The organism is Micromonospora sp. S-DT3-3-22 (assembly GCF_015354745.1).
GTDB lineage: Bacteria > Actinomycetota > Actinomycetes > Mycobacteriales > Micromonosporaceae > Micromonospora > Micromonospora wenchangensis.
The window spans coordinates 1-20,139 of record NZ_JACGMO010000105.1; the positions used below are offsets into that span (position 1 = coordinate 1).

Consider the following 20,139-nt stretch of genomic DNA (forward strand, 5'->3'; position numbering starts at 1 on the left):
GCGATCAACCCACCCACCAGAGCACGTCTGGGCCTGGTCCCGATGGCGCAGACGACGCCAACACCAAGCCCGAACCTGCCACTACCGACGACACGGCTACCCCTAACCAACTGCCGTTGCAGTACTAAGGCGTCGATGCCGTTATCATGGGCTCCGTCAGTAATCGTCTGTGCTGCCGTTTCGGGGCCAAGATCGCCGAGCTTAGACACGATGAAGGCTGCGAGGGACCGACTCAGGAGGAGCCGGTCACGATCCTCGGGCTTGTACTGACCCACGTCCGATACATCGAGGTGTGGCAGGATTGCCTGCTTCACCCGGCGCTCAATCTGCGTCAGCTGCAGCTGCCCCATGTGTCGTCGTCCCTTCCACCCGGAAGAGCACTGTAGACTGGAGGCGCTAGCTCTGCTGACCGCCCCCAAGCAAGCGATGCTAGCTCTTTGCCGCCGACGACGAGTCCTTCCGAGGGCGATGGCCAGATCCTGCTCGGCGCAAGGCCTTCACCGCGCCCTGCAAGCGAAGTGCCGAGGCAGGCAAGGAAGCAGCGCGAGCGTCGGTGCGAGTTGTTCGTGAGTATGAGCTGACGACGCTTGGTGTCTGCCCGTAACCCTGAGTCACCACCAGTGACAGCAGGCGACAGCTTGGGACCGCATCCCACAGCGTGGGTCAGGCTGGCCTGCGTGCTGCTCTCTCGACTTCCTGCAGCACCAGTCCGAGAGTTTGTGAGCGGCGGTCTGCTGGCAGCGTCGCCCAGGCCCGTCGGGCGTACGCAAGTCCCCCGGCTCGGTCCCCGGACTTGGCCATCATGAGGGCTCGGTGTAGCTCGATGTGGGTGGCGAACCGGGTCAGCGCTGGCGGCCGGAGCCGGTCGGCGTCGGTCTGGGCCTGCTCGCCGGGGCCGACCATGCCGAGTCGGGCGTAGAGCATCGACCGGAAGGTGGCCATGCGCCAGGCGGGTACGGCGGCGTCGGAGATTTCACCGTCCGGAGAGGCGGTCTGGTCGAAGATCCGTCGTGCGTCCTCGTCGGCCGTGATGGCTCCGCCGATGTCGCCTCGTCCGGCGGCGACGTGTGCGCGGGCCATCAGCGCCTGGAGGCGTCCCAGCGACGGACGGTCGGACAGGGCGATGGCCTCGTCGGCGTACCGCTTGGCGACGGGTAGGGCCGCGCCTTCGTAGGCCAGGGCGATGGCGGCCCGGCCACGTACCCAGACCCGGACGGCGAGGTCGCCGGAGCGGTCGGCGGCGATCCGGGCGGTGTCGTACCAGCCGATCGCCTCGGTCGGGTCCTTGGTGGTCTTGCCGTAGGTGGTGAGTGCGCGGGCGGCGGTCGCCCACATCGTCGGGGAGTCGAGCTGCTGTTGCAGGACGACGAGGTCACTGGCAAGCCTGCTCTGAAGGCTGTCCGCGCCGATCTCCATGTAGTCGCGGCCGTACTGCTCGACCCGGTCACGCCAGCGGTCTTCGCTGTCCCGTCGGCCGGCAAGAGCTGCCGTGAAGCCGGATCGGATCAGCTCGTTGGCGGCGATCGGGCCGATGGTGGCGGCTTGGAGAAGGTGCCTGCGTCTCACGTCCGGGTCTCCCAACGCCCGCGCGTAGGCGAGCACGATGTCCGGCGTCGCGGTCCGGCGTCCCGACTCGACGTTGCTCAGGTGCGAAGCCGAATAGCTGGTGCGGGCCGCGATGGAGGCCAGCGTCACGCCTGCCTCGGTACGAGCCTGCCTCAGTTGTGCGCCGAGGTCATCCATCGGAGCCCCCGTGAAAGGTCCTGAAAGCATCGAGCCACTTCCGAGCGTAGTCGTGGGATCACAAGAGTAGACACCAGACGTGGTCAGCGCGGCCGGTGCGACGACCGGGCTTGGTCACGTCACCAGCCGGGCGCGGCGGCGTCGGTCCCCCCGAGAGCAGTGTCGCCGCGCCCCCTCTAACGGTGGAGGCGGGAATGAGCGGCGACGTTCCGGACCAGTCCAGGGGCGAGCAGATCCAGCAGGCGGAACGGGAAGCAGCTCGGCAGCGGATCCTCGCGCAGGCCGAGGCTGACCGGATACCGGCCGAGGAGACGGATCGGGCGGTGCCGGATCGACGGTGGCGTCGTGGACAGCGTTGACCTGTTGCCGGTCGGTCGCCGGGTGGCGTACTGGCGGGGGCGGCGGAAGCTCTCCCAGCAGGTGTTGGCCGATCGGCTGGGTAAGTCGAAGAGTTGGGTGGACAAGGTCGAGCGGGGTGTCCGTTCGCTGGACAAGGTGTCGACGCTCCAGGAAATCGCTGCCGTCCTGCGGATCGAGCCGGGGGTGTTGCTCGGCCGGCACGTCGAGCCGTCCGGGGTGACCGAGCGCGCCGAGGGTGTGGAACGGATCCGCGCGGCCCTGACGACGTACGAGATCGCCCTGGCGCGTCCGAACACCCGCCGACCTGTACTGACAGCCGAGAGGCTGACGCGGGAGACCGCGCACGTGTGGACGGCCTTCCAGCTTGCCCGCTACCCGCAGGTGATTGATCTGGTGCCGGAGCTGGTGGCCGACGCGCAGCGCACCCACGCCCACGATCCCCGTGCGGGGCGGGTGCCGCTGGTGGAGGCGTACCGGGTGACGGCGTCGCTGCTGGTGAAGCTCGGTGCCTTCGATGTGGCGTGGTTGGCGGTCGACCGGGCGATGACCGCCGCCACCGGTGACCGGGTGTTGGTGGCGGCCACTGCGGTGCAGCTCGGTCAGGTGCTGCGCGCCTCGGGGCGGGCGCGGGTGGCGAAGTCGGTGATGCTGACCGCCGCGTACCGGATCGCCCCACCCGTGATCGAGTGCGGCCCACCAGCCGAGCTGTCTCTGTGCGGGACCCTGCTGGTGCAGGCCGCCCTGGCCGCCGCCTGCGCCGGGGACGACCGCACCGCCGCCGAGCTGGTCGACGAGGCTGCGGAGATGGCGGCGCAGGTAGGAGACGGTCACGACCATCACCGGACCGGGTTCGGGGCAACGGCGGTGGAGTTGGCCCGGATCATCGTGGCGGTGGAGTTGGGCGACGCGGAGGCGGCCGTGGCCTGGCACGAGAAGGTGACCGTACGGGATGGCTGGCGGTGGCTGCCCGCCGAACACCGCGCCGCGTACCTGATCGACATTGCCCGCGCCCACCTCCAGGCCAACGACCCGGTCAATGCCGGCCGGGTCCTGCTGCAGGCCCACCGGACCGCACCGGCCGAGATCCACCATCGACCAGCCGGCCGGGACATCCTCGCCCAGGTCGCCCGCGACCCCGACGCCCCGGCAACGATCACCCAACTCGTCGACCTGCTCGGAACGGGTTGAACGGTGACCGGTCCTCACCTGTCCCTGGCACAGATCCGCAACCGGCTGATCCTCACCGCCCGTGCCGTCCTCCGCGATCACCGGCCCGGACCCGACGGCCGCTGTCCGGTCTGCCGGACCGCAGGCTGCCCGGTGGCGACCGCAGCCCGCAACGTCCTGCGCTCGGCGGAAGAAGTACAGCAGCGGAGTACAGCAACCGAGCCGACCACACCCGACCCGGACGAGCCCCAGCAGGCTCCATGACCTCGGACAACACCCGACCCAACCGGCGTGCCGCTACTTTCATTAGGCGGTAACCGCCGCGCGGACGAAGGCGGCGACCTCGCGCGACGTGCTGGTCTGGGACCAGGCGAGGACCAGGGTGGCCGGGTCGGCGTCCAGGACGGGGCGGCTGATCAGGCCCGGGGGCAGGTACTCGCCTACCGATTCCGGGACGACCGCGATCAGGCGGCCGAGCTGGATCAGGTGCAGCAGCTGGTTGCTGTCGGCGACCGGGTGACCGGTGACGCCGGGGCGGGCTTCGGGCCAGCGGGGCATCGGCTCGCCGTGCAGGTCGGCCATCGACACGGTGGCGCGTTCGGCGAGCCGGTGACCCTCGGGCAGCAGCACGACCTGGCCCTCGGTGTGCAGGTCGTCGCTGTCCAGGCCGGTCAGGTCGTTCTGCGGCCGGTGCAGCAGGGCGAGGTCGGCGCGGCCGTCGCGGACCATGGCGGCGCGTTCGCCGACCCGGAACGCGAGGTCGACCGGGACGGCGCCGGGAGATGCCGCGTAACGGTCAAGGATGGTGCGCAGCAGTCCGGCGTCGCCGCCGGGTTTGAGGGCCAGGGTCAGGTGCGGGGTGGTCTGGGCGGCTTTTCGGGTACGCCGGATCGCCGCCTCGACCGCGTCGAGTGCGCGGCGGGCCTCGGTGAGCAGCACCTCGCCGGGCGGGGTGAGGTGGACCGCGCGGCTGGTGCGTTCCAGCAGCGTGACACCCATCCGGCGTTCGAGCAGGCGGATCGCCCGGGACAGGGGTGGCTGGGCGATGCCGAGGCGCTGTGCGGCGCGGCCGAAGTGGAGTTCCTCGGCGACCGCGACGAAGTAACGCAGTTCGCGCGTCTCGACGTCATCCATACCGCCAAGGTATCGCCACGGACCGGTTCGGTCCTGGTCCGCAGGCGCTGCCGGTGATGGGCTCGGGGCATGAGTGGAGCACGCATCGCGCTGGTGACCGGGGCGAACAAGGGGATCGGGCGGGCCGTCGCCGATGGCCTCGCCGAGTTGGGGATCACGGTGCTGGTCGGTGCCCGGGACCCGGAGCGGGGAGCGGAGACGGCGGCGAAGATCGAGGGCGCGTCGGCGATCCGACTGGACGTGACCGATCCGGCCGGGGTCGCCGCTGCCGCCGAGGAGATCGGGGCCCGGTTCGGCCGGTTGGACATCCTGGTCAACAACGCGGGGATCGGCGGTGACCTCACGGCGCAGGCACCGGGGGCGGCCCGGCTGGACGGCGTCCGGGAGGTGTTCGAGACGAACCTGTTCGGGGTGGTGACGGTGACCGAGGCGATGCTGCCGCTGTTGCGCCGCTCGGCCGGGGCGCGGATCGTGAACGTGTCCAGTGGCACGTCGTCGATGGCGTGGACGACCGACGCGACCCACTATCTGAGCCGGATGCCGGCGTCGCTGGGTTATCCGGTGTCCAAGGCGGCGTTGAACATGCTGACCGTGCAGTATGCGAAGGCGCTGGCCGGCGACGGGATCCTGGTGAACGCGGTCGCACCGGGCGCGTGCGACACGGATTTCGCCAAGGGGCTGCCCTTTCAGCTGTCCCGCACGCCGGCCGAGGGCGCGGCGGTGGTGGTGCGGCTGGCCACGCTGGGGCGGGAGTGCCCCAGCGGCGGGTTCTTCGACGACGGCGGGAAGGTGCCGTGGTGAGACGGCTCAGCCCGAGGTCAGGGGCCACTCCCGTCATCAGAGAGTGGCCCCTGGCGCAGTCGGGGACGACGGCGACCCGGTCATCCGTGCCCGCCGAACCCCGTTGGTCAGGTCAGGACGGGTTCAGTTTGATGGAGAAGCCGTTGAAGATCGTCCACACGTCGACCCAGCCCAGTCCGGTGGTGCAGCCGGACGCGCCGCAGCCGTAGCCGACGCTGACGATGCCGTTGAGTTGGCGGGAGTTGGGGTCGTTGAGGTAGATGACCGGCCCGCCGCTGTCGCCACCGCGACCGACGATGCCGCCGGCGTTCGGTACGCCGTAGCTGCCCCAGACGGTGGTGCCGTTCACGACCCAACTGGCATTGCCCGCGTAAACCGTCCTGATGTTGCAGACGACCTTCGAGTTGTATCCGAGCTGGCAGGTGAAATCGCCGACCGCCACATTGCGTACGCCGTTGAGATAGCGGGCGTAGCCGGTCGCGTCGACGCCGTCCCACGTGTATCGGTACGTCGGCGCCTCGATGAATACCGAGTCGAGATCGGCCCGCTTGTACTTGACCTGGCCGATGTAATTGCCGCCGGCCGCCGAGACGTTGTCACCGACGTTGTAACAGTGGCCGGCGGTGACCAGCCATTGCCGGCCGTCCCAGGTGCTGACGGCGGGGATGCCGCTGGTGCAGTTGGCCTCGCTTCCGTAGGCCGGCCCGAGGGCGGCTCCCGCGTAGAACGGGGAGGTGTCGTTCCAGCGGCTCAGCGGCTTCGACGGGGGTGCCTGCCGGACGCGGATCTCGGTGGCGTCGGCGGCGGCACGCCGCTGCGCGACGGCCGGCGAGGCGAGGTAGGTGTGCGCGGCCTGGGCGTCGTCCACGGCGAGTTCGATAACGCTGCCGTCGACCGAGCTGCCCGCCAGGCCGACCGTGAAGGGCAGGTCGGTGCGCTCGGTGAGGGCGGTGATCTCCTTCCGGAGCTGCTGCCGGGACTTCCTGCTCTGCACCACGTTGATCAGCCGGGCGTTCACCTTGGGGTTGACCCGGCGGACCGCGGCGATGAAGGCGCGCCCCTGCCGCACGTCGGTCAGGTAGACGTTGACCGACCGGTAGTCGGCGGCCATCTCGACCTGCGTGTAGATGTCCGCCCGGGTGCCCAGCCCGACCTGGGCCACGGCGTCGGCCGCCAGTCGCAGCGGTTCGAGCACGGTGGCCTGTCGTTCCGGCGTCATGGCCGCCACCGTCTCGACGCTCAGCGGTCCCGGTGATGCCGCGTTGGCCGGCACGGCCATGAACGGCAGTACGACACCCACCCCGACCAGGGCGAGGGTTCTTCGGAGCGAATTGTTCATCTGCGTCCTCCCGACAATTGGAGAATGTTTCTCCATCGAGAGCATCATCTATTAATTTAAGTTCGGCAATAAGCATGCCTGTCGGGTGATGGACTGAACGCCATCGCGCCGGCCCGACTATTCGGAACGCGCGTACTGTTTTTGCCGGGAGAATTGTCCGGCCGATGTGGAACGTCACGACCGGGCCGGATTCGCCCCCGGGATGCCGGTGGCCGTGGCATCGTACCGTGGGCGTCCCACCCGTGGAGGAGCCCGATGTCGATCCCCGATCCGGTCGTGCTCGCCCTGCCGTTCCGGGGCACCTGGCTGGTCCGCAACAGCCCCGCCCGGCGGGTGCCCAGCCACGGCACCGACCTCTTCGCCACCACGTACGCGATGGATTTCGTGGCGGTGAAGGGGCGACGGACGGCGACCGTCCGGGACTGGCGGACGCTGCTGGCGACCGAGCCGCCGCAGCGGTTCCTGGCCTTCGGGCGGCCGATCCTCGCCCCCGCCGCCGGCCGGGTGGTGGCGGTGCACGACGGGGAGGCCGACCACGAGGCCCGCCGGTCGCCGACGACGCTGCTGTCCTACGCGCTGACCCAGGCGGCCCGGGTCCGCCGGGGCGCGGGCGCCGTCGCCGGCAACCACGTGATCGTCGAGCTGGCCGGGCACCGGGGGTACGTCCTGCTCGCCCACCTGCGCGCCGGGTCGGTCCGGGTGGCGGTGGGCGACCCGGTCGACGTCGGGCAGGAGCTGGCCGACTGCGGCAACTCGGGGAACTCCACCCAGCCGCACCTGCACCTGCAGGTGATGGACGCCGCCGACCCGTATGCCGCGCGGGGCCTGCCGGTGGCCTTCCGGCACTACCTGTCGTGGCGGCGGACGGGCGACCCGCCGGTCGAGGTCGACCGGGGCGTCCCGGGCGAGGCGGAGGTGGTCGAGCCGGGGTGGTGACCCCGCGCGGTGGCGTCCGCCGCCCGGCGCGGCGCGACGACCCGGTTTTCCTGGCAAGGTGTACGGCATGCCCGCGCTGCCCCGCCCCCGGATGTCCGACTGGACGATCGTGGTACCCGTCCTCGCGGTGCTGCTGCTGCTCGTCACCTGGAACCGCGAGCTGCCGGGTCTGCTGGTGGCGGTGGTCGCCCTCCTGCTGGCCGGCGCGGTGCTGGCGGCCGTGCACCACGCCGAGGTGGTCGCCCACAAGGTCGGTGAGCCGTACGGCTCGCTGGTGCTCGCGGTGGCGGTCACCGTCATCGAGGTCGCCCTGATCGTCACCCTGATGATCAGTGGTGGGGACAAGACCCAGGCGTTGGCCCGGGACACCGTCTTCGCCGCCGTGATGATCACCTGTAACGGCATCCTCGGGCTCTCGCTGCTGCTCGGCGCGCTCCGGCGCCGGGTGGCCGTGTTCAACCCGGAGGGCACCGGTGGGGCGCTGGCCACCGTGGCGACCCTCGCCACCCTGAGCCTGGTGGTGCCGACGTTCACCACCAGCAAGACCGGCCCCGAGTTCTCCCCCGCCCAGCTCGCCTTCGCGGCCGTGGCGTCGCTCGCGCTGTACGGGCTGTTCGTGATGGTGCAGACCGGCCGGCACCGGGACTACTTCCTGCCGGTCACCAGCGACGGCAGCGTGCCCGACTCCGACGGCGACGGGCACGCCGACCCGCCGTCGACGCGGACCGCGGTGACGAGCCTGGTGCTGCTCGTCGTCGCCCTGGTCGCCGTGGTCGGCGACGCGAAGACCGTCTCGCCGACCATCGAGGCCGGGGTCGCGGCGGCGAACCTGCCGCAGTCCTTCGTCGGGGTGATCATCGCGCTGCTCGTGCTGCTGCCGGAGACCCTGGCCGCCGCCCGCGCGGCCCGCCGGGACCGGGTGCAGATCAGCCTCAACCTGGCGCTCGGCTCGGCGATGGCGAGCATCGGCCTGACCATCCCGGCGATCGCGCTCGCCTCGATCTGGTTGGACGGGCCGCTGCTGCTCGGCCTCGGCGGCACCCAACTGACCCTGCTGGCGTTGACCGCCGTCACCGGGGTGCTGACCGTGGTGCCGGGCCGGGCCACCGTCCTGCAGGGTGGGGTGCACCTGGTGCTGCTCGCCGCGTTCGTCTTCCTCGCCGCCAGCCCCTGACCCGCCGCGCCGGCGGGACGTCGTCAGTCGTCGTGGCGTTCGGTGCGGGCGACCTCGGCGAACGCCGCCTCCAGGCAGCCGGCGAACGGGACCCCGGTCACCGCGAGCAGGTCGGCCACCAGCAGCGGCGCGTGGGCGGCGACGGCGACCGGGTCGGGCGGGGTGTCGTCGTCACCCGGGTCGTAGACGCCGAGCGCCCCGGCCAGCAGCACCAGCACCACGTGCGGGTCGACGTCGGGTCGCCAGGTCGCGGCTGCGCGGACGCAGCGTTCCAGCACCTGCCGCACGTCGTCGCTGTCGAGCCCGTCGGGGTGCGCCTGTTCCAGCAGGAGCCGGACCACGCCGCCGAGGACCAGCCCGGCGCGGTCGGCACCGGCGAGCCGGGGCACCGCGCCGTCGTACGCCGCGCCGTCGCGGGCGCGGGCGGCCTCGACCGCCGCGGTGGCGGCCACCGCGATCTCGCGGGCCGGGGCGGGCAGGTGTCGCCAGGTCACCGTCACCGGCCCAGCATGGCAGAGCCGACCGACACGGACCCGGCCGGACGCCGGGGTCGGGTCGGCGCGGGCGCAAACGGGTCGACCGCCCCGGGACCGGCCGCGACTCCCGGTGCGAGGAGTCGCCGGCCGCCCTTCCCGGGACGGTCGAACGATGGCCGGAGTACGCCCCTCAACGTTCCGGTCACCGCGGGTCCGAGCGGTGGTCAGCAGTACGTGTAGCTGCCCTTGCTTCCCCACGTGCAGGAGTCGATCCCGGTGCCGGCGGAGTTGCGCAGGTAGGCGGTGTCCCCGGTGTTGTTCCAGATGTAGTTCCCGGAGCCCCAGTACCGGTGGGTGGAGGTGTTCTTGCCCTTGCCGGTGTGGATGTAGACGCTGGCGCCCTTGGCGAGGCGGACGTCGCCGGAGAACGTGTAGACGTGCTTGGACTTGTCGCGCAGCGTCCAGGACTTCAGGTTGAGCGTCGAGCTGCGCCGGTTGGTCAGCTTGACGTACTCGGCGTTGAGGCTGGTGTTGGAGCGGGTGTCGGTGCCCGGGGAGTTGTAGTAGACCTTCGTGATCTCGACGGCCGGGGTGGCGGCCTGGGCCGGGCCGGCGACGGTGAGCGAGCCGCCGACGGCGACGGCGAGCGCCACGGCGAATCCGACGAGTCTGGTGTGCTGCACGCGTACCCCCACAGGTTCACGGGCCGGCGTCCACGGGGACCGGCCACGGAAAGTGGGCCGAGGTTATCGACGCGGACCGGCGACTGTGGACCGGAAATGCGCCGCGTCGCCAATCCGGTCCGCCAGTCCCGGCAGCGGGACCCTAATGGTGATCATGGATGACGCGATCGTCCGGCGACGGCGTCCCTTCCACCGATCCGCACTCGTCCGGCGGGCGGATCAGGGCAACCAGTCGGGGTCGGGTCCAGTGCCCGGCCACCCCGGGCCGGTCGGCCAGGTAGTCGACCGTCTCGGCCGGCGACCAGCCGTGCGCCTCCCGCAGCCCGGCGGCGATCATCCGCAGGTAGACCGGGGCGGGCGGGGTCCACGCCACGTCGGCGGCCCGCCACGGCGCGGTGAAGGTGAGCATCGGCAGGCCGTCGCGGGTGCCGACCCGCAGCAGGGTCTCGTAGCGTCCCGGGCCGAGGGTGGCCCGCCCGTCGGCCACCGCCACGTCGAGCGCGGGCAGGTCGTCGCCGGGGGGCCGGTACATCTCCTGGGCGGCGAGGTCGGCGAACTGCGCCCGGGTGAGCAGGTAGCCCCGGGCCGCCGCGACGCCGGGCAGCGCCGGGTCGTAGAAGGCCATCCCGCCCGTCCAGGCCCGGGACTCGCCGGCGAAGTAGATGCCGCCGGGGATCAGCACCGGCAGCGTCCGGCGCGGCGGTCGGCAGTCCCGGCAGCCGGGGTACGAGCGCAGCCCGCCGGGCGGCCGGCCGCCGGAGAGGTACCAGCCGAGCCGGGCGGCGTGCAGGTTCGACCCGTAGGCGACGTACCAGAGCAGTTCCATCCCGCCCCCTCCCCGCGCCGGGGTCCCCACGCTATCGCCCACAGGCCCTGTCCACACCCTGTGGATGAAACATGTGTACGAACAAACTGATCTTGATGCGACCGACTACGCACCGCTGAGTACGCTTGATCGCAGCCCCGGCACCCGCCGGGCCCTCTCCCACCTGGAAGAACGTGGATCACGAGCGAGTCGTCCGGGACGTCACGGTCCGCCTGTCGATGGCGTCGACCGCCGCCGAGGCCTGCCGGTGGACGGTGACCGCGCTCGCCCGGTACGCCCCCGCCACGATCTCCGTCCTGCTCCAGGTGCACGACCGGCTGCGCTGCATCGCCGCCACCGGGGCCTGGCAGGTCTTCTCCGCCGTCCCGCCGAAGTCGGGCATCGTCGGCCGGGTGTACGCCTCCGGCGTGGGGGCCACCGTCGGTGACGTCACCGCCGATCCGGACTACCTGCCGCTGCGCCCCGACGTCACGGCCGAGATCTGCGTACCGGTGCGGGACCCGCAGGGCCGGCCGATCGGCGTGCTCGACCTCCAGTGGAGCGGGCCGGTGGACCTCACGCCGTGGCGGGAGACCGCCGACCGGCTCGCCGAGCGGCTCGGCGCCCGGATCGCGGCGCTGGGCGGTCCGCCCGCCGAGAGCCGCAGCGAGAAACTGCTCCGGCACGCCACCGCGATGACCGCCGCGCCCACCGACTGGGACCTGCTGACCGCCGCGCTCACCGCCGCCCGGGAGGTCTCCACCCTCTCCACCGCCGTGCTGGTGCTCGCCGGTCGGCACGGCCCCCGCGTCGGCGCACCCACCACCGTCCCCACCGAGTGGGAGGCGCGGGTCCGGGCCGCGCTGGCCGACGCCTCGACCGCGCAGCTCGACCGGCTCGTCGCGCGGGCCCACCGGTACGGCGCGGCGTACACCCTGGGCGAGCCGGGCTGCCCGCCCACCGAGGAACACCTCGCGCTGGCCCGCGCCGGGGTACGCACCCTGGTGTCGGTGCCGGTCGGCCCACCGGACGACGGCGGGGTGCTGCTGGTCGCCGACGAACGGCTGCTGCGCCCCGACCCGACCACTGTCAACCTGATGGAACTGCTCGCCGGGCAGGCGTGGGCCGCCCTGGAGCGGCTGCGCACCCTGGCGCAACTGCGCGAACAGGCCAGCCTCGACCCGCTCACCGGGCTGCGGCACACCGGCACGTTTGGGCGGCGGATCGCGGCGGCCACCCCCGGGCGTACCGCGCTGCTCGCCATCGACGTGGACGGCTTCAAGAACGTCAACGACACGTACGGCCACCAGGCCGGGGACCGGCTGCTGGTGGGGCTGGCCCGCGCCCTGGAGGCGGCGCTACGGCACGGCGACGAGCTGTACCGCACCGGCGGCGACGAGTTCGTCGCGGTGATCGAGGTGGCCCACGCCGACGAGGCGGTCCGCATCGCCGAGCGGCTGACCGAGGCCGCCCGGCGCACCGGCCGCACGATCAGCGTGGGCGTGGCCCTACCGCTCCCCGGCGAACCGGCCGACCGCACCCTGCACCGCGCCGACCAGGCCCTCTACGCGGCGAAGCACCGGGGTCGGGACCGGGTCCAGCTCTCCGCCCCCTGACCCCGGCCGGCCGGTGACCGACCGCGACGGCCGGCCCGGTCAGGAGCGGGTACGGGGCTTGACGACGAGTTCCGCGATCTGGGCGGTGTTGAGGGCGGCCCCCTTGCGCAGGTTGTCGCCGGTGACGAAGAGGTCGAGGGCGCGCGGGTCGTCGACGGCCCGGCGGATGCGGCCGACCCAGGACGGATCGGTGCCGACCGCGTCGATGGGCATCGGGAACTCCCCGGCGGCCGGGTCGTCGACGAGGATCACGCCGGGGGCGTTACGCAGCGCCTCCCGGGCCCCTTCGGCGTCGACCTCGGTGGCGAAGACGGCGTGCACCGCGACCGAGTGGCCGGTCACCACCGGCACCCGTACGCAGGTGGCGGAGACCTTCAGGTCGGGCAGGCCGAGGATCTTGCGGGACTCGTTGCGGACCGTCATCTCCTCGGACGACCAGCCCTGCTCGGCCGGTGACCCCGCCCACGGCACCACGTTCAACGCCAGCGGCGCGGGGAACGGGCCCAGCTCGTCGCCGACCGCCTGCCGGACGTCGCCGGGGCGGGAGCCGAGCACCCGGTCCCCGGCGATCTTGCCGAGTTGCAGGTGCAGCGCGTCCACCCCGGCCTGCCCCGCCCCCGACACCGCCTGGTACGACGCGAGCACCAGTTCCCGAAGGCCGTACTCGCGGTGCAGCGGGGCGATCGCCACGATCATGGTCAGCGTGGTGCAGTTGGCGTTGGCGATGATCCCCCGGGGCCGGTGGTGCACCTGCTCGGGGTTGATCTCGGGCACCACCAGCGGGACGTCGCGGTCCATCCGGAACGCGGCCGAGTTGTCGACGACCACCGCGCCCCGCTCGACGGCGATCGGCGCCCAGAGCGCCGACACCTCGTCGGGCACGTCGAAGACCGCCACGTCGACCCCGTCGAACGCCTCGGGGATGAGCGCGCCGACGGTCAGCTCCTCGCCCCGGCAACGCACCCGCCGCCCGACGGAGCGGGCCGAGGCGAGCAGCCTGATCTCCCCCCAGACGTTGCGCCGGGAGGAGAGCAGGTCACACAGCACGGTGCCGACAGCCCCCGTCGCCCCGACCACGGCCAGGGTGGGCTGCGGTCCCATCGGGGCTACCGCCCGGTTCCCGCGTACACCACGGCTTCGGAGTCGCCGCCCAACTCGAACTGGTCGTGGATGGCGCGTACCGCCCGGTCGAGGTCGGTGTCCCGGCAGACCACGGAGACCCGGATCTCGGAGGTGGAGATCATCTCGATGTTGACGCCGGCCGCGCCGAGGGCGGCGAAGAAGCCGGCCGCGACGCCCGGGTGCGAGCGCATGCCGGCACCGATCAGCGACACCTTGCCGACGTGGTCGTCGTAGAGCAGGCCCTTGAACTTGACCGGCTCCTGGATCTTGCTGAGCGCGGCCATCGCGGTCGGCCCGTCGGCCTTGGGCAGGGTGAACGAGATGTCGGTGCGCCCGGTGCCCTCGGTGGAGACGTTCTGCACGATCATGTCGATGTTGATCTCGGCACCGGCCACGGTGTCGAAGATGCTGGCGGCGGCGCCCGGCTCGTCGGGCACCCCCACGATCGTGATCTTCGCCTCGCTGCGGTCGTGGGCAACCCCGGTGATCAGTGCCTGTTCCACGGGAAGGTCCTCCATCGATCCGGTGACCATGGTGCCGGTGTTGGTCGAGTATGACGAACGGACGTGGATCGGCAACCCCGCCCGGCGCGCGTACTCCACGCTGCGCAGGTGCAGCACCTTGGCGCCGCAGGCGGCCAGCTCCAGCATCTCCTCGTAGGTGATGTGCCGGATGTGCCGGGCGTTGGGCACGATCCGGGGATCGGCGGTGAAGATGCCGTCGACGTCGGTGTAGATCTCGCAGACGTCGGCGTGCAACGCGGCGGCGAGCGCCACGGCGGTCGTGTCCGAGCCGCCCCGGCCCAGTGTGGTGACGTCCTTGGTGTCCTGCGAGACGCCCTGGAAGCCGGCCACGATCACCACCGCGCCCTCGTCGAGCGCGCCCTTGAGCCGCCCCGGGGTGACGTCGATGATCCGCGCCCGGCCGTGCGCCGAGGTGGTGATCACGCCGGCCTGCGAGCCGGTGAACGAGCGTGCCTCGTACCCCAGGTTGTGGATCGCCATGGCCAGCAGCGCCATCGAGATCCGCTCCCCGGCGGTGAGCAGCATGTCCAGCTCACGGCCTGGCGGCAGGGGGCTGACCTGGTTGGCCAGGTCGAGCAGCTCGTCGGTGGTGTCGCCCATCGCGGAGACCACCACCACCACGTCGTCGCCGGCCTTACGGGCGGCGACGATGCGCTCGGCCACCCGCTTGATCCGCTCGGCGTTGGCGACGGAGGACCCGCCGTACTTCTGCACCACGAGTGCCACGACGGCGCACTCCCTCCCAGCGACGACCCTGAGCGTGCCGACGCCGCCGGCTGAAGTCCGGCGGCGCGTGTCAGACCACCCCAGGGTATCGGGCGGTACGCGAGTGCGGGTCGGGTGATCCCACCATCCGGCGCAGGCCACCGCCGCGCAGCGCGGTTCGCGCGGGGGACGGGGCCCCGACACGCCCGGCCGTCACCGGTCCGTGCGGGGTCGTCCGGGGCGGTCGCCGGGCGCAGAATGACCCGGTGCATGCCCACCCCCGCCCGATCCCCCCCGTCCCGGAGCCGCCGACCCGACCGGCGCACCCGGACCGTCGGATGCCGCCGGCCCACCTGGTCGATCCGGCCCGGCCGCAACCGCCGGGCGGATCGGGGTCGCCGGGCCGCCGGGGGCGGCCGGTCCGGTCGGTGCTCCCGGTGCTGGTGCTGCCGGTGCTGCTGGCCGGTTGCGCCTCCGACGGGCCGGACGCCCCGCCGACCGGGTCGCCGTCCGATCCGGCGCCCGCCGCGGTCGACAGCGCCCGCGACGGGCTGGCCGCGCTGGCCGCCGCCGCCCGGGACCGGCACCTGACCGCCCGGTACACCCTGACCGGCACCGGCGGCCCGACCCGCGAGATCACCGTGACCAGCGCGAACGACGGCAGTTGGCGGGTGGACGTGCCGGGGGGCGCCCTCGGCGGGACGGCCGACGTCGCGCTCACCGCCACCCGGGACGGGCTGTTCCAGTGCGGCCTGCCGTCGGCCGGCCGGCCGGAGCCGGCGAGCTGCGTACGGCTGGGTGACCGGGACGACACGGTGCCGCACCGGCTGGACCCCCGGGTGCAGCACCCGTTCACCGACTGGCTGGAGGTGCTCACCGACCGGCGTACCGCGCTGTCGGTCTCCACGGCGACCACGCCGCCCGGGGTCCCGGGGACCTGCTACGCGGTGGAGAGCACCTCCGCCTCGCTGAACCCGCCGTTGGACGTGGGCATCTACTGCTACCAGCCGGACGGGACGCCCACCTTCGTCCGGGCGGCGCTGGGCACGTTGACCCTGGCCGGCCCGCCCGGCCCGGCGCCCGACACGGTGCCGCTCGCCGGACCGGTGGTGCCCGGCGAGCCGCTCGGGCGGGAATCGGTGTCGTCGGCGGAGCCGAGCCCCGGAACGTCCTGACCCGTTCGGGCGTTACGGGTGGCCTTGACCACATTTGCCATAGCGGGCTAATCCACCAAATAACCCATACGGGATTCTCTTCGCATGGCTCACCTCACCCCGTTGCTCGCCTTCCGTTGGAGCCCCCGGGCGTTCCACCCGACCGCCGAACTGACCGGCGACGAGGCGGCGTCCCTGCTGGAGGCGGCCCGCTGGGCCCCGTCGGCCGGCAACGCCCAGCCGTGGCGGTTCGCCCTCGGCCGCCGCGACGACGAAACCTGGAAACGCATCCTGGTCAGCCTCACCGGGGCCGACCAGCGCTGGGCCCGGCACGCCGCCGCGCTGGTGGTCGGCGCGCACGTCGCCGGCGACCCGGAGCGGTGCGCGTACGACCTGGGCCAGTCGATCGCCCACCTGAGCGTCCAGGCCACCGCGCTCGGCCTGTACGTGCGCCAGATCCGCGACTTCGACCGGGCCGCACTCGCCGCCGACCTGGACCTGTCCACCGGGGTACGCCCCCTGGTGGTGACCGCCGTGGGCCCGCTCGGCGACCCGTCCGCCCTGCCCGGGGACCTGCTGCGCCGGGAGACCGCGCTACGCCGCCGGCACCCGGTCCACGCCCTGCTGCTCGGCTGACACCCCGCCCCAGACGGTGGCTGCGGGACCCCGGCCGGAGGCCCGGCGACGGCAGGCGGCGGGTGCGATTCCGATCTCAGAGTCCGGACCCACCTTTGCACCCCCCGGCTCATCACGTAGGGTCACTCTGTCATGTGGCGGGCGTACCTTCTCCTTGGTCGCCGCGACGGGGCCTGACCGGCCGGCACCCCGTCGCGGAGTCGAACCGCGCCGTCCAGCAGATCCGAACCTCATCTCGGCAACCGTCCGGGCATCGCCGCCCGGCACCCGCCGACACCTTCGCAATGCTGACGCCACCTGACCCACGGGAGCACTCCGTCATGGCTCAACCTGTCACCACCGACGCCGAAGCCGATCAGATCGCCCGGCAACGTCCCAGCCGGATGCCGTACCAGCGTTACCAGCCGTACCACCAGCAGTTCCGGATCGACCTGCCGGACCGCACCTGGCCGACCCGGCACGTCGAGGCCGCCCCCCGCTGGTGCGCGGTCGACCTGCGCGACGGCAACCAGGCCCTGATCGACCCGATGTCGCCGGAACGCAAGCGGCGGATGTTCCAGCTGCTGGTGCAGATGGGCTACAAGGAGATCGAGGTCGGCTTCCCCTCGGCCAGCCAGACCGACTTCGACTTCGTCCGGCAGCTCATCGAGCAGGACCTGATCCCCGACGACGTCACCATCCAGGTGCTCACCCAGTGCCGGGAGCACCTGATCGAGCGGACCTTCTCCTCGCTGCGCGGCGCGCACCGGGCCATCGTGCACTTCTACAACTCCACCTCCACGCTCCAGCGTCGGGTGGTCTTCGGTCTGGACCGCGACGGCATCACCGACATCGCCACCCAGGGCGCGCGGCTGTGCCGCAAGTACGCCGAGATCCACACCCCGGACACCGACATCTACTACGAGTACTCGCCCGAGTCGTACACCGGCACGGAGCTGGAGTACGCGGTGGAGGTGTGCGGCAAGGTCATCGAGGTGATCGACCCCACCCCGGACCGCAAGCTGATCATCAACCTGCCGGCCACCGTCGAGATGGCCACCCCCAACGTGTACGCCGACTCGATCGAGTGGATGCACCGGCACCTGCCCCGCCGGGACAGCCTGGTGCTGAGCCTGCACCCGCACAACGACCGGGGCACCGGGGTCGCCGCCGCCGAGCTGGGCCTGCTGGCCGGCGCGGACCGGATCGAGGGCTGCCTGTTCGGCAACGGCGAGCGCACCGGCAACGTCGACCTGGTGACGCTGGGGCTGAACCTGTTCTCCCAGGGCATCGACCCGATGATCGACTTCTCCAACATCGACGAGGTCAAGCGGGCCGTCGAGTACTGCAACCAGCTGCCCGTACACGAGCGCCACCCGTACGCCGGCGACCTGGTCTACACCGCCTTCTCCGGCTCCCACCAGGACGCCATCAAGAAGGGCTTCGACGCGCTGGCCCGCGACGCCGAGGCGGCCGGGGTGCCGATCGACGAGTTCACCTGGGCGGTGCCCTACCTGCCGATCGACCCGAAGGACCTGGGCCGCACCTACGAGGCGGTCATCCGGGTCAACTCGCAGTCCGGCAAGGGCGGCGTCGCATACATCATGAAGACCGAGCACCAGCTGGACCTGCCGCGCCGGCTCCAGATCGAGTTCTCGGGCGTCGTACAGCAGGTCACCGACCACGACGGTGGCGAGGTCGAGCCGGGCACCATGTGGCAGATCTTCGCCCGCAACTACCTGCTCGACCACCAGGTCGACCCGGCCGTCAACCTGACCGGCTACACGATCGGCACCGTCGACGGCAAGGTCGAGATCGAGGCCCAGGTGGTCGTCGACGGCGCGGCGCGCACCCTCACCGCCGTCGGCAACGGGCCCATCGACGCGTACGTCAACGCGCTCCAGTCGGTGGGTGTCGCCGTACGCGTGCTGGACTACCACGAGCACGCCCTCTCCTCGGGTGGCGACGCCCAGGCCGCCGCCTACGTGGAGTGCGACATCAACGGCCAGACCGTGTGGGGCGTCGGCACCGACCCCAACATCGTCACCGCCTCCATCAAGGCCGTCACCAGCGCCACCAACCGCACCCGGCACTGATCCCGGGGTTCTCCCGCCGGCCCGGGGCCGGTGGTCGCTGGCCGGACGATCCCGGATCACGACCACCGGCCCCGGGCCGGCTGCCGTCCCGGCGGGGGGCCGTCCGGCCCGGGACGGGCAGTCGGCCCGACGCGGGACGGCCGGCCACCCCGACGCGTCCCGCCCGCTACCCGCCCGTGGCCGGTCGCCCGGCCGGCTCCGGCGCGCGGTCCGGGGACGGGGGGCGGTGGACCAGCAGGCCGGCCAGCAGCGCGCCGCCGAGCAGCAGGCCGGCACACCAGGTCATCGCGCCCCGGAACGCGTCGGTCAGGGCGGCGGTCTGCTCGTAGCCGGTGCCGGACAGGCCGACCAGCAGCGGCAGCGCGGCCACCGCGAGCAGGCCGCCGGTACGCGACGCGGCGTTGTTGAAGCCGCTGGCCACCCCGGCGAACCGGTCCGCGACGGCAGCCAGCACCGACGCGGTCAACGGCGCCACCACCAGGGTCAGCCCGATCCCGAACAGCAGCACCCCGGGCAGCACGTCGAACCAGTACGACGCACCCGGCCCGACCCGGCGCAGCAGCAGCAGGCCGGCGGCGGCGGCGACCGGGCCGACGGTCAGCAGCGGTCGGGGGCCGATCCGCGCCGACAGCGCCCCGGCCCGTGCCGAGCCGAGCAGCAACAGCACGGTCATCGGCACGGTGGCCAGCCCGGTCCGCAGCGCCGACCAGCCGACGGCGTTCTGGAGGTAGACGGAGAGGAAGAAGGTGAACCCGCTCAGCGCGGCGTAGACCAGCACGGTGAACACGTTCAGCACCGAGAAGAGCCGACTGCCGAACAGCGTGGTGGGCAGCATCGCCCCCTCGCCCCGGTGCCGTTCGAGCAGCACGAAGCAGACCGCGGCGAGGACGCCCACCGCGGCGGCGAGCAGCACCGACCAGGAGCGGGGGCCGCGTACCGGGGCGTCGATCAGGGCGTAGGTGAGCCCGCCCAGGGCCAGCGCGCCGAGCAGCGCCCCGGCGATGTCGAACCGCCGGCCGGCGCTGCGGGAGGCGTTCTCGTCCCGGCTCTCCGGCACCCAGCGCACCGCCGCCAGCAGCACGCCGAACGCGAGCGGCAGGTTGATGAAGAAGATCCACCGCCAGGAGAGCGCGTCGACCAGCCACCCGCCGACGAACGGTCCGAGCGCGGTGGACACCCCGGACAGCCCGGACCAGGTGCCGATGGCGCGGCCCCGGTCGTCCGGGTGGAAGCTCGCCTGGAGCACCGACAGCGAACCGGGGGTGAGCAGCGCGCCGCCCGCGCCCTGGAGGAACCGGGCGGCGATCAGCTGGTTGGTGTCCTGGGCGAGCCCGCACAGGGCGGAGGCGACCGCGAACCAGACCACCCCGATCAGGAAGATCCGCCGCCGGCCGAACCGGTCCCCCAGCGACCCACCGAGCAGGACGAACGCGGCCAGCATCAGCGCGTACCCGTTGACCGTCCATTGCAGACCGGCGACGGTCGCGTCGAGGTCCGCGCCCAGCCGGGGAAGTGCCACGTTGACCACGGTGCTGTCCAGGAACACCATGCCCGAGGCGAGGATCGCGGCGAGCAGCGTCCCCCGCCCGGCCGTGGTACGGATACGGAGCGCGTGAGCGGGTGCCGTCATGGGTACCAATCTGCACGCCCTCGACCGGAGACGCCACGAAACGCGGAAACCGTGCCTTG

Annotated in this window: 19 protein-coding genes; 9 read left to right on the plus strand and 10 right to left on the minus strand. The window is 72.4% G+C overall.

Annotated features, from left to right (window positions below; all coding sequences use genetic code 11):
- Both H1A17_RS34730 and H1A17_RS25370 read right to left on the minus strand, forming a co-directional pair.
- Positions 1 to 350: hypothetical protein (locus tag H1A17_RS34730; RefSeq protein WP_228544208.1), on the minus strand; the 350-nt coding region annotated here is incomplete at its 3' end.
- A 313-nt stretch (positions 351 to 663) separates the two neighbouring features.
- Entirely contained in the window at positions 664 to 1,743 is a 1,080-nt protein-coding gene (locus H1A17_RS25370) for a helix-turn-helix domain-containing protein (RefSeq protein ID WP_194823064.1), read from the minus strand.
- A 194-nt stretch (positions 1,744 to 1,937) separates the two neighbouring features.
- On the opposite strand from H1A17_RS25370, the gene H1A17_RS25375 reads away from it, so the two are divergent.
- Both H1A17_RS25375 and H1A17_RS25380 read left to right on the plus strand, forming a co-directional pair.
- Positions 1,938 to 2,102, plus strand: a complete 165-nt coding sequence (locus tag H1A17_RS25375; RefSeq protein WP_168222576.1) for a hypothetical protein — start codon at positions 1,938 to 1,940, stop codon at positions 2,100 to 2,102.
- Positions 2,089 to 3,291, plus strand: a complete 1,203-nt coding sequence (locus H1A17_RS25380) for a helix-turn-helix domain-containing protein (protein ID WP_309236857.1) — start codon at positions 2,089 to 2,091, stop codon at positions 3,289 to 3,291. Before H1A17_RS25375 ends, H1A17_RS25380 begins: the two co-directional genes overlap by 14 nt.
- A gap of 285 nt (positions 3,292 to 3,576) precedes the next feature.
- On the opposite strand, the gene H1A17_RS25385 is transcribed toward H1A17_RS25380, so the two are convergent.
- Positions 3,577 to 4,404, minus strand: a complete 828-nt coding sequence (locus tag H1A17_RS25385; protein WP_194823065.1) for a LysR family transcriptional regulator — start codon at positions 4,402 to 4,404, stop codon at positions 3,577 to 3,579.
- 69 nt (positions 4,405 to 4,473) lie between these two features.
- Here H1A17_RS25385 and H1A17_RS25390 point away from each other — a divergent pair, with 69 nt between their 5' ends.
- Positions 4,474 to 5,205: an SDR family NAD(P)-dependent oxidoreductase gene (locus tag H1A17_RS25390; RefSeq protein ID WP_194823066.1), complete on the plus strand. Its 732-nt coding sequence runs from the start codon at positions 4,474 to 4,476 to the stop codon at positions 5,203 to 5,205.
- Positions 5,206 to 5,317: 112 nt separating this feature from the next.
- Here H1A17_RS25390 and H1A17_RS25395 read toward each other — a convergent pair whose 3' ends face one another.
- Positions 5,318 to 6,544 carry a hypothetical protein gene (locus tag H1A17_RS25395; RefSeq protein WP_194823067.1) on the minus strand — a complete coding sequence of 409 codons (1,227 nt, stop codon included), beginning with the start codon at positions 6,542 to 6,544 and terminating at the stop codon, positions 5,318 to 5,320.
- Between the two features lie 255 nt (positions 6,545 to 6,799).
- On the opposite strand from H1A17_RS25395, the gene H1A17_RS25400 reads away from it, so the two are divergent.
- On the plus strand, positions 6,800 to 7,480 hold the full coding sequence (locus H1A17_RS25400) for a M23 family metallopeptidase (protein WP_194823068.1): 681 nt from the start codon (positions 6,800 to 6,802) through the stop codon (positions 7,478 to 7,480).
- Between the two features lie 67 nt (positions 7,481 to 7,547).
- Positions 7,548 to 8,654 (plus strand): calcium:proton antiporter, encoded by a 1,107-nt coding sequence (locus tag H1A17_RS25405; protein ID WP_145922155.1) that lies wholly within the window; start codon positions 7,548 to 7,550, stop codon positions 8,652 to 8,654.
- 23 nt (positions 8,655 to 8,677) lie between these two features.
- Here the strand turns inward: H1A17_RS25405 and H1A17_RS25410 are convergent, their stop codons facing one another.
- The 3 genes from H1A17_RS25410 to H1A17_RS25420 all read right to left on the minus strand — a co-directional run bounded on the left by H1A17_RS25410 (position 8,678) and on the right by H1A17_RS25420 (position 10,639).
- Positions 8,678 to 9,154 (minus strand): hypothetical protein, encoded by a 477-nt coding sequence (locus H1A17_RS25410; protein ID WP_145922156.1) that lies wholly within the window; start codon positions 9,152 to 9,154, stop codon positions 8,678 to 8,680.
- 200 nt (positions 9,155 to 9,354) lie between these two features.
- Positions 9,355 to 9,813, minus strand: coding sequence for a lamin tail domain-containing protein (locus H1A17_RS25415; RefSeq protein ID WP_145922157.1), 459 nt, complete (start codon positions 9,811 to 9,813; stop codon positions 9,355 to 9,357).
- 142 nt (positions 9,814 to 9,955) lie between these two features.
- The gene (locus H1A17_RS25420; RefSeq protein WP_228544209.1) at positions 9,956 to 10,639 is read right to left on the minus strand and encodes a histone deacetylase; all 684 of its coding nucleotides are present in this window, start codon (positions 10,637 to 10,639) and stop codon (positions 9,956 to 9,958) included.
- 218 nt (positions 10,640 to 10,857) lie between these two features.
- Between H1A17_RS25420 and H1A17_RS25425 the strand changes: the two genes are divergently transcribed.
- Complete coding sequence (locus tag H1A17_RS25425) at positions 10,858 to 12,234, plus strand: diguanylate cyclase (RefSeq protein ID WP_194823072.1); 1,377 nt, start codon at positions 10,858 to 10,860, stop codon at positions 12,232 to 12,234.
- 39 nt (positions 12,235 to 12,273) lie between these two features.
- Here H1A17_RS25425 and H1A17_RS25430 read toward each other — a convergent pair whose 3' ends face one another.
- Positions 12,274 to 13,335, minus strand: coding sequence for an aspartate-semialdehyde dehydrogenase (locus H1A17_RS25430; protein WP_194823069.1), 1,062 nt, complete (start codon positions 13,333 to 13,335; stop codon positions 12,274 to 12,276).
- A gap of 5 nt (positions 13,336 to 13,340) precedes the next feature.
- Positions 13,341 to 14,606, minus strand: coding sequence for an aspartate kinase (locus H1A17_RS25435; RefSeq protein ID WP_145922160.1), 1,266 nt, complete (start codon positions 14,604 to 14,606; stop codon positions 13,341 to 13,343).
- 416 nt (positions 14,607 to 15,022) lie between these two features.
- On the opposite strand from H1A17_RS25435, the gene H1A17_RS25440 reads away from it, so the two are divergent.
- From H1A17_RS25440 to leuA, 3 genes are all read left to right on the plus strand, one after another.
- Positions 15,023 to 15,760 (plus strand): hypothetical protein, encoded by a 738-nt coding sequence (locus H1A17_RS25440; protein WP_309236859.1) that lies wholly within the window; start codon positions 15,023 to 15,025, stop codon positions 15,758 to 15,760.
- An 84-nt stretch (positions 15,761 to 15,844) separates the two neighbouring features.
- The gene (locus tag H1A17_RS25445) at positions 15,845 to 16,375 is read left to right on the plus strand and encodes a nitroreductase family protein (protein WP_145922161.1); all 531 of its coding nucleotides are present in this window, start codon (positions 15,845 to 15,847) and stop codon (positions 16,373 to 16,375) included.
- A 320-nt stretch (positions 16,376 to 16,695) separates the two neighbouring features.
- Positions 16,696 to 18,450, plus strand: coding sequence for a 2-isopropylmalate synthase (gene leuA, locus H1A17_RS25450; RefSeq protein WP_145922162.1), 1,755 nt, complete (start codon positions 16,696 to 16,698; stop codon positions 18,448 to 18,450).
- A gap of 166 nt (positions 18,451 to 18,616) precedes the next feature.
- On the opposite strand, the gene H1A17_RS25455 is transcribed toward leuA, so the two are convergent.
- Positions 18,617 to 20,080, minus strand: a complete 1,464-nt coding sequence (locus H1A17_RS25455) for an MFS transporter (RefSeq protein ID WP_145922163.1) — start codon at positions 20,078 to 20,080, stop codon at positions 18,617 to 18,619.
- Positions 20,081 to 20,139: the final 59 nt, after the last annotated feature.

Excerpts from the sequence above, each read along its gene's own strand:
- H1A17_RS25370 (WP_194823064.1), bottom strand. The coding sequence starts at position 1,743 with ATGGATGACCTCGGCGCACAACTGAGGCAGGCTCGTACCGAGGCAGGC.
- H1A17_RS25375 (WP_168222576.1), top strand. The coding sequence starts at position 1,938 with ATGAGCGGCGACGTTCCGGACCAGTCCAGGGGCGAGCAGATCCAGCAG.
- H1A17_RS25385 (WP_194823065.1), bottom strand. The coding sequence starts at position 4,404 with ATGGATGACGTCGAGACGCGCGAACTGCGTTACTTCGTCGCGGTCGCC.
- H1A17_RS25390 (WP_194823066.1), top strand. The coding sequence starts at position 4,474 with ATGAGTGGAGCACGCATCGCGCTGGTGACCGGGGCGAACAAGGGGATC.
- H1A17_RS25395 (WP_194823067.1), bottom strand. The coding sequence starts at position 6,544 with ATGAACAATTCGCTCCGAAGAACCCTCGCCCTGGTCGGGGTGGGTGTC.
- H1A17_RS25400 (WP_194823068.1), top strand. The coding sequence starts at position 6,800 with ATGTCGATCCCCGATCCGGTCGTGCTCGCCCTGCCGTTCCGGGGCACC.
- H1A17_RS25405 (WP_145922155.1), top strand. The coding sequence starts at position 7,548 with ATGCCCGCGCTGCCCCGCCCCCGGATGTCCGACTGGACGATCGTGGTA.
- H1A17_RS25420 (WP_228544209.1), bottom strand. The coding sequence starts at position 10,639 with ATGGAACTGCTCTGGTACGTCGCCTACGGGTCGAACCTGCACGCCGCC.
- H1A17_RS25425 (WP_194823072.1), top strand. The coding sequence starts at position 10,858 with ATGGCGTCGACCGCCGCCGAGGCCTGCCGGTGGACGGTGACCGCGCTC.
- H1A17_RS25430 (WP_194823069.1), bottom strand. The coding sequence starts at position 13,335 with ATGGGACCGCAGCCCACCCTGGCCGTGGTCGGGGCGACGGGGGCTGTC.
- H1A17_RS25445 (WP_145922161.1), top strand. The coding sequence starts at position 15,845 with ATGGCTCACCTCACCCCGTTGCTCGCCTTCCGTTGGAGCCCCCGGGCG.
- leuA (WP_145922162.1), top strand. The coding sequence starts at position 16,696 with ATGGCTCAACCTGTCACCACCGACGCCGAAGCCGATCAGATCGCCCGG.
- H1A17_RS25455 (WP_145922163.1), bottom strand. The coding sequence starts at position 20,080 with ATGACGGCACCCGCTCACGCGCTCCGTATCCGTACCACGGCCGGGCGG.